At 71.1% G+C, this 13,892-nt stretch carries 13 protein-coding genes and 2 pseudogenes; 6 read left to right on the top strand and 9 right to left on the bottom strand.

The genetic code is table 11. From position 1 onward, the window contains the following. Window positions 1–16 precede the first annotated feature (16 nt). The 7 genes and pseudogenes from OIE51_RS05595 to hydA form a co-directional block, all read right to left on the bottom strand. Complete coding sequence (locus OIE51_RS05595; protein ID WP_326595976.1) at window positions 17–1,438, bottom strand: phytoene desaturase family protein; 1,422 nt, start codon at window positions 1,436–1,438, stop codon at window positions 17–19. A gap of 37 nt (window positions 1,439–1,475) precedes the next feature. After that, window positions 1,476–2,309, bottom strand: coding sequence for an inositol monophosphatase family protein (locus OIE51_RS05590; RefSeq protein WP_326595975.1), 834 nt, complete (start codon window positions 2,307–2,309; stop codon window positions 1,476–1,478). A 224-nt stretch (window positions 2,310–2,533) separates the two neighbouring features. After that, complete coding sequence (locus OIE51_RS05585) at window positions 2,534–3,847, bottom strand: hypothetical protein (protein ID WP_326595973.1); 1,314 nt, start codon at window positions 3,845–3,847, stop codon at window positions 2,534–2,536. Between the two features lie 159 nt (window positions 3,848–4,006). Beyond that, window positions 4,007–4,298, bottom strand: a pseudogene (locus OIE51_RS05580) (gamma-glutamyltransferase); the annotation flags it as partial. Between the two features lie 67 nt (window positions 4,299–4,365). Further along, complete coding sequence (locus OIE51_RS05575) at window positions 4,366–5,922, bottom strand: NCS1 family nucleobase:cation symporter-1 (RefSeq protein WP_326595972.1); 1,557 nt, start codon at window positions 5,920–5,922, stop codon at window positions 4,366–4,368. Window positions 5,923–5,991: 69 nt separating this feature from the next. Beyond that, the gene (locus tag OIE51_RS05570) at window positions 5,992–7,008 is read right to left on the bottom strand and encodes a TIGR03842 family LLM class F420-dependent oxidoreductase (RefSeq protein WP_326595971.1); all 1,017 of its coding nucleotides are present in this window, start codon (window positions 7,006–7,008) and stop codon (window positions 5,992–5,994) included. Window positions 7,009–7,048: 40 nt separating this feature from the next. Next, the gene (hydA, locus tag OIE51_RS05565) at window positions 7,049–8,452 is read right to left on the bottom strand and encodes a dihydropyrimidinase (protein WP_326595970.1); all 1,404 of its coding nucleotides are present in this window, start codon (window positions 8,450–8,452) and stop codon (window positions 7,049–7,051) included. A 242-nt stretch (window positions 8,453–8,694) separates the two neighbouring features. On the opposite strand from hydA, the pseudogene OIE51_RS05560 reads away from it, so the two are divergent. The 5 genes and pseudogenes from OIE51_RS05560 to OIE51_RS05540 form a co-directional block, all read left to right on the top strand. After that, window positions 8,695–9,291: pseudogene (locus tag OIE51_RS05560) on the top strand (potassium-transporting ATPase subunit KdpA); the annotation flags it as partial. Between the two features lie 438 nt (window positions 9,292–9,729). After that, entirely contained in the window at window positions 9,730–10,137 is a 408-nt protein-coding gene (locus tag OIE51_RS05555) for a DUF6313 family protein (RefSeq protein ID WP_326595968.1), read from the top strand. Beyond that, window positions 10,134–10,451, top strand: a complete 318-nt coding sequence (locus OIE51_RS05550) for a hypothetical protein (RefSeq protein ID WP_326595966.1) — start codon at window positions 10,134–10,136, stop codon at window positions 10,449–10,451. The genes OIE51_RS05555 and OIE51_RS05550 overlap by 4 nt, the downstream gene beginning before the upstream one ends. After that, window positions 10,441–11,178, top strand: coding sequence for a pentapeptide repeat-containing protein (locus OIE51_RS05545; protein ID WP_326595965.1), 738 nt, complete (start codon window positions 10,441–10,443; stop codon window positions 11,176–11,178). The genes OIE51_RS05550 and OIE51_RS05545 overlap by 11 nt, the downstream gene beginning before the upstream one ends. A gap of 160 nt (window positions 11,179–11,338) precedes the next feature. Beyond that, on the top strand, window positions 11,339–11,629 hold the full coding sequence (locus OIE51_RS05540; protein ID WP_326595963.1) for a hypothetical protein: 291 nt from the start codon (window positions 11,339–11,341) through the stop codon (window positions 11,627–11,629). Here OIE51_RS05540 and OIE51_RS05535 read toward each other — a convergent pair. Next, on the bottom strand, window positions 11,611–11,847 hold the full coding sequence (locus OIE51_RS05535) for a hypothetical protein (protein WP_326595961.1): 237 nt from the start codon (window positions 11,845–11,847) through the stop codon (window positions 11,611–11,613). The genes OIE51_RS05540 and OIE51_RS05535 overlap by 19 nt on opposite strands. A 125-nt stretch (window positions 11,848–11,972) precedes the next feature. Between OIE51_RS05535 and OIE51_RS05530 the strand changes: the two genes are divergently transcribed. Further along, on the top strand, window positions 11,973–12,554 hold the full coding sequence (locus tag OIE51_RS05530) for an HAD family hydrolase (RefSeq protein WP_326595960.1): 582 nt from the start codon (window positions 11,973–11,975) through the stop codon (window positions 12,552–12,554). Between the two features lie 4 nt (window positions 12,555–12,558). Here OIE51_RS05530 and OIE51_RS05525 read toward each other — a convergent pair whose 3' ends face one another. Continuing rightward, on the bottom strand, window positions 12,559–13,524 hold the full coding sequence (locus OIE51_RS05525) for a hypothetical protein (protein WP_326595958.1): 966 nt from the start codon (window positions 13,522–13,524) through the stop codon (window positions 12,559–12,561). Window positions 13,525–13,892 lie beyond the last annotated feature (368 nt).

The following is a 13,892-nucleotide window of genomic DNA, read 5'->3' as shown; positions in this document are numbered from 1 at the left end:
CACACCCGGAGGAAGATCACACCGCGCCGCGCAGCCGGCGCCACACCGCCTTGGCAGCGTTGTGCCCCGACATCCCGTGCACGCCGGGCGCCGGCCAGGAGGCCGAGGAGCAGAGGAAGACGGCGGGGTGCGCGGTGGCGTAGGGGTGGAGGCCGATCCGGGGACGGAACATGGTCTGGAGGCCGGAGAACGCGCCGCACGCGATGTCCCCGCCCACGTAGTTCGCGTTGCGGCGCTCCAACTCGGCCGGGCCGGCCGCCGCGCGGGCCAGCACCAGATCGCGGAAGCCGGGCGCGAACCGCTCGATCTGCCGCTCGATCGCGTCCGTGAGATCGCCGTCCCACCCGTTGGGCACATGGCCGTACACCCAGAACACGTGCTTGCCCTCGGGCGCCCGCCCGGGGTCGACCAGGCTGGGCTGCGAGGTGATCAGGAACGGCACCTCCGGGGCCCGCCCCTCGATCGCCGCCGCGCGCAGGGCGGCGTTGATCTCCCGTGTGCCCGGGCCGAGATGGACGGTCCCGGCCCGCCGCGCCGCCTCCGAACGCCATGGCACCGGGCCGTCCAGCGCGTAGTCGATCTTGAACACGGCCGCCCCGTAGCGGAAGTGGTCGAACGCCCGGCCGAGCCCCGCGATCCTGGCCAGCGCGGTGGGGGAGGTGTCGAAGACATACGCCCGCGCGGGCGGCAGCTCGTCCAGCCGCTTCACCTCCACGCCGGTGTGCACCACACCGCCCAGATCGCGCAGATAGCCGGCGAGGGCGTCGGAGATCGCCTGCGAGCCGCCGCGCGCCATCGGCCAGCCCCCCTCGTGGGCGGCCAGCGCGAACACCATCGCGATGGCGCCGGTCGCGAGCGTGGTCGTGGGCGCGATGACGTGCGCGGCCAGGCCGGACAGCAGCGCGCGGGCGCGCTCGTCACGGAAGCGGCGGGTCAGCAGGGAGACGGGCTGGACGGCGTTGAGGCCGAACCGCGCCAGCGTGACCGGGGCGCTCGGCAGCCCGTCCCAGGGCACCTTGAGGAAGTCGCCGACCAGGGAGTCCCACTTGCCGAGATAGGGGGCGAGCAGCCGCCGGTACGTCCCGGCGTCGCGCGGGCCGAACGACGCGGCCGTCTCTCCGACCGAGCGGGCCAGCACGGCGGCACCGCCGTCCGGGAACGGGTGGGCCAGCGCCAGCTCGGCGTGCAACCAGGCCAGGCCGTACTTCTCCAGCGGCATTCGCTTGAACGCGGGGGAGCCGATGCCCATCGGGTGGACGGCCGAGCACGGGTCGTGGCGGAAGCCCGGCAGCGTCAGCTCCTCCGTCCTGGCCCCGCCGCCGACGGTGTCCTTCGCCTCGAACACCTCGACCGACATGCCCCGGCGGGCCAGCTCGACGGCGGCCGTCAGCCCGTTCGGCCCTGCTCCCACGACGACGGCGTCACGCAACGACGACACTTACGGCTCCCCTCGCCGTTGAGGATCGAAGACCGGGTCAGGAGGCAGCCCCCGGGCGGCCCGCGGTCAGGATCCCGAGGATACGCCGAGCGGTGCCCTCGTCCCGTGCCGCCGTGAACGGCAGCGCGTTGTCCCCGGTGATGGCGAACGACTCGCCAGTGATTGTCAGATGAGCGCCACCGGCCTCGGCGACCAGCAGCAGGCCGGCGGCGTGGTCCCAGGCCAGCTCCCAGCTGAACGCGACCGCGTCCAGCCGGCCCGAGGCCACGGCCAGGTACTCCAGCCCGGCGGAGCCGCAGGGGCGGGGCGCGATCCCGTCCGTCCACAGGCACGACAGGGCGCGCTTCTGGTCGTGGGTCGTGTAGTCGGGGTGCGAGCAGGCGACCTCCAGCACCTTGCCGGGGGGTGGGGAGCCGGCCCGCAGCGGCTCGCCGTTCAGCCACGCGCCCGCCCCGCGCCGGGCGTGCGCCAGCAGATCGCGCGCCGGGGCGTAGGTCCAGGAGGCGAGCACCTCCCCGCGGTGCGCCAGGGCGACCAGGGTGCAGAAGCCCGGCTCGCCGCGCACGAACTGGCGGGTGCCGTCGACCGGATCGACGATCCACACCGGCGCGTCCTCCGCCAGGGCCGCGTAGCCCTCGGGGTTCTCGTGCACGCTCTCCTCGCCGACCACCGCCGAGCCGGGCAGCAGGCGGGTCAGCTCCCGCGCCAGCCGCCGTTCGGCGCCTCGGTCCGCGATGGTCACCAGGTCGTGCGGCCCGGTCTTGACGGTCACCTCGTGCGCGGCCAGGCGCTGCCAGCGCGGCATGATCTCCACGGCCGCCGCTTCTCGCACCGCGGCCTCGACATCCGCCACCAGCTTTTCGTCGATCATGTGTCCATCGAAACACGACACGTCCGACATGCCCGTCGCGGGGTCGGGGCGTCCGGACGGCCGGACGCCCCGACGACCGGGGTGGTGCGGGAAGGCATCGGACGGCGCGGAACGGCTCGGAACGGCGCGGGACAGCGTGGGACGGCTCGGAACGACGCGGGACAGCGTGGGGCGGCGCGGAACGGCTCGGGACAGCGTGGGGCGCGGTGCCGGGGCGCTCGGGATCAGGCGACGCCCGCGCGGCGCAACTCGCTGGTCACCGCGTAGTGGTGGCTCGGGGAGACTTTGCGGGCCGCGTCCAGCAGCAGCGGCACCACGACATCGGGCGCGTTCGCCGCCGCGCGGGCGGCCTCCTCCGCCGTTCTCGCCTGGACCAGTGCCGTCAGCAGGGTGACCGCCTCCTTGCCGTGGCCGGCCGACCACAGCTCGGCGGCGATGCTGCCCGCCTCGCTCGCCGGGCGCGCGGCGCCCTGGCGCAGGAGCTGGCCGCAGTCCCGCTCCCGGCCGGCCTCCGCCAGCGCCTCCGCCGCCAGGACGAGTGAGCCCGGCGGCAGCGTGGCGGCCTCCCACAGCAGCGTGGTCAGGTCGGAGACCATTCCGGTGCGTTCCAACTCGGTCACCAGCACCGGCAGTCGCTCCGGGGGGCCGCTCGCGGCCTCGCACAGCACCATATGCGCCGCGCCGTTCAGGCCGTCCGCACGCAACTGACGCAGTCGCTCCGCCACTTCGAGCGCCGCCTGGTGGTCCTCCGGGGTCAGCGCGAACCGGCGCTCGGCGATGATCTCCTTGTGCACCGCCCCGGCGAAGCGTGATCCCCGCAGCGGCGGGATCCCGGCCGTCTCGGCCTCGGTCTCGGCCGCGATGACGGGTGCGGCCACCGGCACCGGCGCCGCGTTCGGCGCCGCCGCCTCGTCCAGCCCGGCGAACCGCGCGCCGCGTGGTCGCCGCACGGACTTGACCACGGGAGCGGGGGCGGGCGCCGGAACGGGCTCGGGCGTCTCCGGCACGACCTCGCCCAGCGCGTCGAGCCGGGCGCGCATCTCGGCGCGGCGGGACAGCACCCGCTCCTGGTCGTCCTTCGCCCACAGCAGCAGCGCGGCGAACCGCTCCGCGTCCTGATCCTGGCCCGCATGTCGCGCCACTTCGTGTGCGGCAGCCAACTGCCGCTCTCTCATGTGGACTTCACGCTCGGCTCGATCCAGCCCCACCAGCCGGCGGGTCAGTGCCTCCCGGCCGCCGGGCCGCGCGTCATGGGCGCGGGCGGCGGCCTCGTAGGCGGCCCTGACGCGCCAGCCCATCTGTTCGGCGACGGCGGGGCCGTGCCGGGTCGCGAGGTCCTGGAGGAGGTCGGCGACGGCGTCCCAGGGCGGCAGCTCCCGGCCGGTCAACCACGCCTGGAGCTCCTCGCCGTTGCGCCGGGCGAAGGCGGCGAACCAGCCGTCCTCGGGGTCGAGGCCACTCGTGACCGTTCGCAGTTCGGTCGTGAAGGCGGCCAACCGGGCCGTCATGTCGTGCTGAGCCAAGCGCACATCCGCCATGTCCGTACTGAACCCAAGTCGGTTGCGAATCGTGTTCCCGGTCGGTTACGGCCAGTTTTCGAGCTGCTCTTTTCGGCCTTTACCCTGGCTGCGAGCCTTCGCGAACGGATCGCGCCCCGGGTCGTGCGGCGTCGTGCGGGCCGTACGATGGGGCGGCCGTCAGCGTCCGACGGCGTAACCTCGCGTCCCTCGTGGATTGGCCGCCGCCGACAGTACACCTGTTTCCGGGGCGCGGGCCACCGCGCTCAGCCGCCCCTCCGTCCAGGCCCCCGCGACGGTCACCTGGTGGCCGCGCCGCCTCGGCTCGGTGATCGTTTTCTCGCCAGTCCGGGATTCCACGGTGACGCTTCCGGGGGCGCGTCGCGCGCGGGTGGAAGGAGCTGGGGAAGCTGTCCTGATGCCACTTGGGGGCGTCTATCGCGCCCTGGAGGTCCAAGCCGCCCCGGACGGGCGGGTGCGGAGCGGGGGGTCGGCCCTCCGCCGGGGGGCGGTTCGGCGGAGGGCCCGTTCGTGGGGTGTCAGTCCGCCGCCGTCTCGGCGGGGACGGACGCCGGGGCGGTGGCGGTGGCGGTGACCGGGGCGGGCGGCGCGGGCGGGATCAGGCGCATCAGCAGGGCGTGGACGATGAACCCCGCCGCCAGGCCCACGGCCCAGCCGTAGTCGGCCAGGGGCTGGAGGAACGGGACCAGCCCGTCCTCCGGGTACGGTCCGCTGTAGGAGCCGCCGACCGCGAGAAAACCGCCGATCAGGAACGCGGCCACCGCCCGCCAGTTCCAGCCGCGGTCGTACCAGTAACGGCCTTCCGCCCGGTACAGCTCCGCGATGTGCAGGCGCGTGCCGCGCAGCAGCCAGTAGTCCGCGATCAGGATGCCGGAGACCGCGCCCAGCAGGCCGCCGACCGTGCCGAGCCAGGTGAAGATGTAGATGTCCGGGTCCTCGTAGAGCTTCCACGGGAAGATCACCACGCCGATGGTGGCGGCGATCAGCGCGCCCGTACGGAAGGTGACGCGCCGGGGGGCGACGTTGGACAGGTCGTACGCCGGGGACACCAGGTTCGCCGCGATGTTGGTCGTCAGCGTGGCCAGCAGGATCACGAACAGGGCGAACACGATGCCGAGTTCGTTGTCCATCCGGGCGGCGAGCTGCGCCGGGTCCCAGATCGGCTCGCCGTAGACCGCCTGCGAGCCCGAGGTGACCAGCACCGACAGCAGCGCGAACAGCGCCATGGTGGTGGGGAGTCCGAGCGACTGGCCCCACACCTGGGCGCGCTGGCCGGAGCCGAAGCGGGTGAAGTCGGGGATGTTGAGCGAGAGCGTCGACCAGAAGCCGATCATGCCCATCAGGGACGGGAAGAAGACGTCCCAGAAGTCGGCGCCCCAGCCCAGCTCGGAGGGCTGGTCCAGCAACGGCCCGAAGCCGCCCGCCTCGTTGGCGATCCACAGCAGGAGCAGGCCCGCGCCGACCAGCATCACCGGGGCGGCCCAGCTCTCGAACCGCCGCAGCGTGTCCATGCCGCGCAGGATGATCCAGATCTCCAGGGCGAAGAAGGCGGCGAAGCACAGCCACAACGTCCAGGCGTAGCCGCCGATTTCGCCCGCCTCGGCCCACCAGCTGTCGGCGCCGAACAGGCGCCCGGCCAGGAAGAAGATGCTCTGGCCGCCCACCCAGGTCTGGATGCCGAACCACACGCAGGCCGCCAACCCCCGTACCAGCGCGGGCAAGTTGGCGCCCAACACGCCGAACGAGGCGCGGGCGAGGACCGGGAACGGTATGCCGTACTTCGGCCCGGCGTGGCCGGTCAGCACCATCGGGGCCAGCACGATGACGTTGGCGATGGCGATGGTCAGCACGGCCTGCACCCAGTCCATGCCGAGCGTGATCAGCCCGGCGGCCAGCGTCCAGGTGGGGACGTTGATGGCCATGCCGACCCACAGAGCGGCGAAGTTGTACGTGGTCCAGGTGCGTTGTTCCAGCGGGACCGGACGCAGGTCGTCGTTGGCGAACCGGGGATCGAGCTCGGCGTCGTCGGGTGGGGGCGGTGGGGCGGACGTTCTGGCGGGGACGGTGTCGGTCATCGTGGGGGTGGCCCTTCGTGCGGCGTGTCGCGGGGGGTGACGGACGAACAGCCGTGCGGGTGCCGAGTCTCAGGCGTGGAGGGCGGGGATCACGTGCTCGCCGTAGGCGTCGACCACCGCCTCCTTGGCGTCGTGCATGTCGTAGACGGCGAACTGGTCGACGCCCAGCTCGCGCAGGCGGCGCAGCTTGGCGATGTGCGCCTCGGGCGGGCCGATCAGGCAGAAGCGGTCCACGATCTCGTCCGGGACGAACGCCGTGTCCGGATTCCCGGACCGGCCGTGGTGGCTGTAGTCGTAGCCCTGCCGTTCCTTGATGTACGCGGTCAGCTCCGCCGGGACCATGCCGCTGCCCTCGCCGTAGCGGGCGACGAGATCGGCCACGTGGTTGCCGACCATCCCGCCGAACCACCGGCACTGGTCGCGGGCGTGGGCGAGCGCGGCGGGGGAGTCGTCGGCCGTCACGTAGGCCGGGGCCGCCACGCAGACGGTGACCGCGTCCGGGTCCCGGCCGGCCTTCGCCGCCGCGTCCTTCACGGCCTTGACCATCCACTCAGTGAGGAAGAGGTCCGCGAGCTGGAGGATGAAGCCGTCGGCCCGCTCGCCCGCGATGGCCAGCGCCTTGGGGCCGTAAGCCGCCATCCACACCGGCAGTGCGCCGTCCCTGATCCATGGCAGCCGCACCGGCGTCCCGTCCACCACGGCCTCGCGGCCCTCGGCGAGATCGCGGATGACATCGATCGCGTCGCCCAACCGGGCAAGGGTGTTGGGCTTGCGGCCCGCCACGCGCATCGCGGAGTCGCCGCGCCCGATGCCGCACACCGTGCGGTTGCCGTACATCTCGTTGAGCGTGGCGAACGTGGAGGCGGTGACCTCCCAGGTGCGGGTCCCGGGGTTGGTGACCATGGGGCCCACCGTCATCCGCTCGGTCTGCGCGAGAATCTGACTGTGAATCACGAACGGCTCCTGCCACAACACCGCGGAGTCGAACGTCCACCCGTAACGGAAACCGGCCCGCTCGGCGCGGCGCATCAGGGAGATGACCTCCGCGGCGGGCGGGTCGGTCTGCAGCACGAGTCCGAAATCCATGGCACCGCTCCTCAGTTCGGTCGGTCAGGTGGTCAGGTGGTCAGGAGAGGTACTGGCAGGTGGCGCGCGGCAGGAACATCCCGTGCCCGGCGTGGCCGGTGAACTGCCGCCGGTCGATGACGGTCCGCCCCCGGGAGAGCACGGTGACCACCTGGCCGGTGATCCGTTTCCCCTCGTACGCCGAGTAGTCGACGTTCATGTGGTGCGTCTCCGCCGACAGCGTCTGCTCGGCGGCCGGGTCGTAGATGACGACGTCGGCGTCCGCGCCCGGCGCGATCGTGCCCTTGCGGCCGTAGAGGCCGAACATGCGGGCGGGCGCGGCGCAGGCGATCTCGATCCAGCGGCGGCGCGTGATGTGCCCGTCGACCACGGCCTGGTGGAGCAGGTCCATCCGGTTCTCCACGCCCGGGATGCCGTTGGGGATCTTGGAGAAGTCCCCCCGGCCCAGCTCCTTCTGACCGGAGAAGCAGAACGGGCAGTGGTCCGTCGACACCACCTGGAGGTCGTCGGTCCGCAGCCCGCGCCACAGCGCGGCCTGGTGCTCGCGCGGGCGCAGCGGCGTGCTGCACACGTACTTGGCGCCCTCGAAGTCCGGCTCGGCCAGATTGTCGGTGGAGAGGAAGAGGTACTGCGGGCAGGTCTCGCCGAAGACCGGCAGCCCGAGATCGCGGGCCTTGGCCAGCTCGGCGACGGCCTCCTCGGCCGAGACGTGCACGACATACAGCGGCGCGCCACCGGCCACCCGGGCGAGCTGGATAGCGCGATGCGTTGCCTCGGACTCCAGCAGTGCCTTGCGGACCTCGCCGTGATAGCGCGGGTCGGTGCGGCCGGCGGCGAGGGCCTGCTCGACCAGGACGTCGATGGCGATGCCGTTCTCGGCGTGCATCATGATCGTCCCGCCGTTGCCCGCGGCGCGCTGCATGGCCCGCAGGATCTGGCCGTCATCGCTGTAGAAGACCCCCGGGTAGGCCATGAACAGCTTGAAGGAAGTGATCCCCTCGTCCACGAGGAGGTCCATCTCCTTGAGGGAGCTCTCGGTGACGTCGGACAGGATCATGTGGAAGGCGTAGTCGATCGCGCAGTTCCCCGCGGCCTTGGCATACCAGGCGTCGAGCCCCTCGCGCAGCGCCCGCCCCTTGGTCTGGACGGCGAAGTCCACGATGGTCGTGGTCCCACCCCAGGCGGCGGCCCGCGTCCCGGTCTCGAAGGTATCCGCCGCGGACGTGCCGCCGAACGGCAGTTCCATGTGGGTGTGGGCGTCGACGCCGCCGGGGATGACGTACTTCCCGGTGGCGTCGATGACGTGATCGGCGGTCCAGCTCTCCGCGAAGGCACTGCCGCGCTCGGCGACGGCGGCGATCCGCTCGCCTTCCACCAGGACGTCGGCCTCGACCTCGTCGGCGGCGGTGAGGACCAGTCCACCCCGGATGACGGTTCTGCTCACGTCGGAGCTCCTTCTGGGTCTACGCCTGTAGAACGGAGAGGAGACGACCGTAGACCCGAACGCGGACCGTGGCAATAACATGACCGTTAATGATCAGGGTCGGGTGTGTTGCGCTCCGGTCTGCGCATGCGTGGTCGCCGAACTGGGCCCGTACGCGGGTCGCGGTCGACAGCCGGCGCCTGCGGTTCGGCAGCCCCGAGCCCGCCCGATCAGGGGTGAGGGGCGGGCTCGGGTGGCGGGCGCTGGGCGGCGGGGTGCTGGTGCTGAACATGCTGCTGGGCGAGGTGGCGCCGGGCGGTGCGGGCGCCGGCCTGTACGGGATCCTCGTGATGGCCGTGCTCGCGGTGTTCCTGGCGGGGCTGATGGTGGGCCGGACTCCGGAGTATCTGGGCAGGAAGATCCGACGGCGTGAGATCACCTTCGCCGCGCTGTACGTGCTCGCGATGCCGTTCGCGGTGCTGCTGGGCACCGGGCTGGCCCTGGGCTTCCCCGGCCCGAGGGAGACCATCCTCAACGCGGCGCCCCACGGTCTGACCGAGGTGCTCTACGCCTATGCCTCCGCCGCCAACAACAACGGCAGCGCCTTCGCGGGGCTGGGCACGGACACCGTCTTCTACAACACCACGCTGGGACTGGCGATGCTGATCGGCCGGTACCTGCCCATCGTCTTCGTCCTCGCGCTGGCCGGTTCGCTCGCCCGGCAGCAGCCGGTCCCGGTGGGCCAGGGCACGCTGCCGACCCACCGGCCCCTTTTCGTGGGCCTGCTGACCAGCGTCGTGATCGTTGTCGCGGGTTTGTCGTACTTCCCGGCACTGGCCCTGGGACCTGTGGCGGGTGGAGCCGGTGACGTCGTCGCGGACGGTGCCGGCTGCGCCGAACGCGGCCGCCAGAGCCGCAAAGGCACAAAGACTCCCGCCGCAGCACCGCGGTGTACTTCTCCCCGGTGACGCGCTGGACAGCGCGGGCTCGCCACGCACTACGGGTCGGGTTCTCTTGGGCATCAGGCACGCTCCTCCGGGCAGCCCGCGCCTGTCCGCAGCATCAAGAGGGCATGCGGAAAGGGGGCGGGCCCCGTCGGGGGACCTTCAGCCGGCGATGCGGTCCCGGCGCGGGCGGGGACGGCGGCGGCGAACGGCGTGCGCTTCCTGCCGAGAGCCGTTCCGTACCAGCTCGGCGAACTACCGTTTCTCCACGGGCACTTGGAGCGCCTTACGCGGTCCGTGCCGGATCCGGCACGGACGCTGTGGGGACGGCCGACCAGAGGCTACGGTGTGTGCGTGACCGCTTCCGCTCTGCCCCCGCCCCCTCCGCCAGGGGTGGCGCGGCGCTTACGCCTGTGGTGGGTCTCCCGTGACGCGCTGCCCAGCCTGCCGCGCTGGATGCTCCTGCGGGCCGGCCCGTTCCTGCTGGCGACTGTCATGCTCTATATAGGCAATGGGGTGCTCATCGGCTGGGCGGGCGCCTACAACGTCCTGGTGGGCATCACCTCCCCAGCTGACGCCGATCCGCAATGGTGTGCCTGGCCGCTGTCACTGGCCGGCTGGGCCTTGCTGCCCGCACTGATCGGCGGTGTAGTCGGCTACCTCGTGTCCGCGCAGATCGAGGCCCACCGCAGCCGGGACCTGGCCGAGATCCTCGCCGAGCTTCGCGACCAGGCGGGCGCCGCCGGCCCGGAGAGCGGGTGAGCACCATGCGCTCTCTGCATGAGGTCTACAAAGAAGCCGACGAGGGCGATCGCCGCACCATCGAGGGCTTGTACCAGTGGCATGCAGAGGACTGGGACTCGGCCGAAGGGGCATGGATGGTGTGGGTGGGCAAAATCCTTCAGGCCAGTGAGATGCAAGACCATGGGGTCGTGGAGGCGCTGCGCCGAGCGGAGGCACTGGCCCTGGACACTCTGCGGCTTTGTCTTGAGCGGCCGGGACACGTCCGGTGCCCGCACTGCCGCCGGGTCTTCCGCCGCGTGGAGACCAACTCCGGGAGCGCCGATGGAACATAAGCCTTTGCACCAGATTCTCGGCGAGCTTCTGCTTCAGGCTGCTCCGGAGGCCGGCCCGTGGGCGCGTGTGGAAGCCGCCGCAGTCCTCGCGGACGCCGCGGAACACGGCAGGCAACTGACCGAACGACAGCGCCGGATCGTCGCCCAGGATCTCGCCGAGGGGGCCCGGCGCTTCCTGCCGGTGGACGCGGTGCGCCGTGAGCACCTGCCGGGCGCGGAACTGCGGGACGCTGACCTGAGCGCGGCGATCATCGAGAACGCCGACCTGTCCCGCGCTGACCTCCGCGGCGCCGACCTTTCTGCAGCACGGATGCAGGAGGTGAACCTGTCCGGGGCCAACCTGCGAGAGGCGACGCTCGCGTTCGCACAGATGGCATGGGCATGTCTATCCGGAGCGGACCTCACCGGGGCCAGGCTCGACCATGTAGTGCTGAGATATGCCAGATTGGCCGCCGTGGACCTGACGGGAGCTGATCTCCATGGTGCAGATCTGAGGGATACCTTCTTCCAGAACGCGATCCTCGTCGGCGCCAACCTCACAGGAGCCTCGTTGTGGGGGGCGAGGATGCGGCGTGCCGTGTGGACATCGGCGACGCAATGGCCGGACGAGTATCGGACAGCGATCGTGGAGGCGTCGGAGGAGATCGAACCGGGGGTCTTCCGCGTCCGGGGCGGCGGGAGCGCCGACCGCCTGGCAGGCGCGGGCAGTCCCCCCTCGACACGGTGATGCCTCGGCCATGACAGCGTCAGGCTTTCAGCGAACCCGAATTGTGCGCCCGTGCCCGATACCTGGGGGTGGTGACCCGCCGGACGGTCCAGCGAGCCAGCGGGCGCGCCGCTTCCTCCGGCCTTGGCACTGTGAGCCTGTCCCCCCTTCCTGACTGGCCATGGACATTACTGGCAGGGAAACCGCTACGCTGCTGAAGAGCCCACGGGAGGAGCAGCCCCGGATCAGCGCAAGCGATCCGGCAGCCATGATGCCGTCGTCGGCCGAGGACATCATCGCCATGCAGGAGCGCGGTGACCAGGCGGCGTGCCGTGAACAGATCGAGACCGCCGACGACAGGACACGTGGGCGGGTCATGCGCCGATGGTGGATCCGAGGTCTGGCTTCACAACGCCCCGGCCGCGCGGATGAGTACGCGGCACGATCCGCCGCTCAGCCGCCCTGCGGCTGAAGCACACCCTGCTCCTGATCGACCAGTGCGACGAGACCACCAACATCGGCAAACGCGACGCGTTCCTCCTCGCCCTGGGCTACCGCAACCTCCACCGCCGCATCGAGCTGGCCGACCTCCTGGTCCAGCACCTCACGATCTACCGCACCGGCCTGCACGTCACCACCGCCACCAGCAAGACCGACCGCGACTCCACCGGCCACGAAGACTTCCACCACGACCGCCCCGACCTCCAACTCAAGGCACCGGCCGCAAAGACCCAATGGCCGACGTGCCTCTCTTCGGAGCTGGTGCAGGAGAGTAACGTCCGGTGGGGCCTGTGCAGTAGATGAGAAGGAAGCTTATGGACCTCGATCTTGCGAATCATGAGGCTTTGATCGCGGATTGGGACGGGACGTTGGTCGACAGCCAACCTCTGAACTTCCGCGGCTTGGCCGCCGCGCTGGCGCCGCGGGGCCTGGTGCTCGATCAGGGTTGGTACCGGGCCCGGTTGGGTACGTCGGTCGCGGACTTGCTGGTTGAGCTAGGTAGTACGGCTCCCGTGGGGGACGTACTGGAGGCGTGTGGGCAGTACATCATCAGCGAGGTGACGTCCTTGCGGGCGTACACGAACGTCGTGGCGTTGGTGGAAGCGGCCCGTGCTGCGGGGCTGCGTACCGCGATCGCTTCTGGAGGGGCCGGTCCCGTGGTGCGAGCCGGGCTCGTGGCTACCGGACTGGCGGAGCTGTTCGAGGTGGTGGTCACACGGGAGGATGCCGAGTGGGGGAAGCCGGCACCGGACCTGTTCCTTGAAGCCGCGCGGCGTCTTGGGGTGACGCCGGCGCGGTGTGTGGTGATCGAGGACGCCGAGGAGGGCATCGCTGCTGCCGTTGCCGCCGGTATGCGGGTTGTCGACGTCCGGCCCTTTGTGTCGTCGTGCTGGTGAGCACCTAGGCGGTGATGCTGCGGACTTCCTCGTTGAAGGCGGTGACCTCGGGCAGAGCTGGGTACCGGGTCAGAAGGCTTCGACGCAGGTGGTGGACCCGGCCGAGCACGGATTGGACTGTACGGCCGTTGTGTAGGGCTTGGCGCGCTGTCGTGATTGCGCCCGTGGGCTCGCCGAGGGCGGCGTGTGCCAGCGCCAGGTCGAGTTCGGCAACGGCCTTGCGGGTCGGGGCCTGCTGGGCGTCTGGACTGGTGCGGTAGTAGCTGATCGCCTCGATCGCCGCCTCCCGGGAGAGTTCGTGCTGCCCCAGCCAGCCGTAGGAGGAAGCGTCGTAGGAGGGTAGGCGGGCGGCGTCGACGGAGAACAGTCCTCCGCCGTGCTGCGGGATGCGATCGCGGTAGCGGCGTGTGCGGGCGGCTGCTTCGGCGAACGCCTCACGGTTCCCCAGACGCGCATGGACGCGACTGAGCTGTGCAGACAGCCAGATCGCCGCGTTGCCGTCCCGGGGAGCCACGGCAAGTCCTCGGGTAGCGGCTGCCAGGGCGTCCAGGGGGCGGTCGTCGTACAGCGCGTCGGTGCACGCGACGTTCTCCGCCCATGCACAGACCTCGGGGGATCCCGATTCTTCACCGTGGTACCAGGCATCGTCGTGCAGAGCCGCGACCAGGTCCCTGCGGCCGAGATCGTGAGCAATCCAGGCCAGGATGACCGACAGCATGCCAGCGTGGTGGGCGATCTCCCGTCCCTGCCGGAGCGTGTGACGGGTGCCGTTGAGCAACTGTGCCGCCTGGTGGCGGTGCGCGGCAGCGACTGGCCACAGTTCCTGCGGTGTCCGCGCCGAGTACGTAGCCGCAAGGCTGTGTACTGCCAGTTCCAGACCTTCAATGTCTTGGCCGTCGAGGTCGCTGGCAGCCGTGTGACGGGTGTACTGGTGGATCGCTGCGGCGCTTGCTCCGTCCGGGCTGGTCACCGAAGCGATAGCTCCACCACTTATCGCTGCAAGAAGGCTGCGTCGTTTCGTAGGATCACCTGCTTCAAGAGGCGCCACGGCAGGTGGCGCGGGAAGAACGTCCGGCCCATACCGGCGCGGTGTGTCGAGCGCATGGGCCCGATCGCGCGCATCAGAGGGCGGGGACGCCGAGCTGGCTGCCGGGGGCGTGAAACCCAGCTCGTTCAGGTTCTTCCCGAAATACTCCGTGAGTACCGCACGGCTGTCCCCGCGCGGCCATGGAGGATTCGCCGACTCCCACCTCCGATACTGACGCAGGGTCAGATCATACGCGTGGTCGAGTCGACCCTCGCGGAACATCTCTTCCCCGCAGGCCCGGAGCTCTTCAA

Origin of the sequence: Streptomyces sp. NBC_01803 (assembly GCF_035917415.1) — a bacterium.
Lineage (GTDB): Bacteria > Actinomycetota > Actinomycetes > Streptomycetales > Streptomycetaceae > Streptomyces.
Note: the sequence above shows the minus strand (reverse complement) of the source record. Positions and strands in the feature narration are given on the sequence as shown.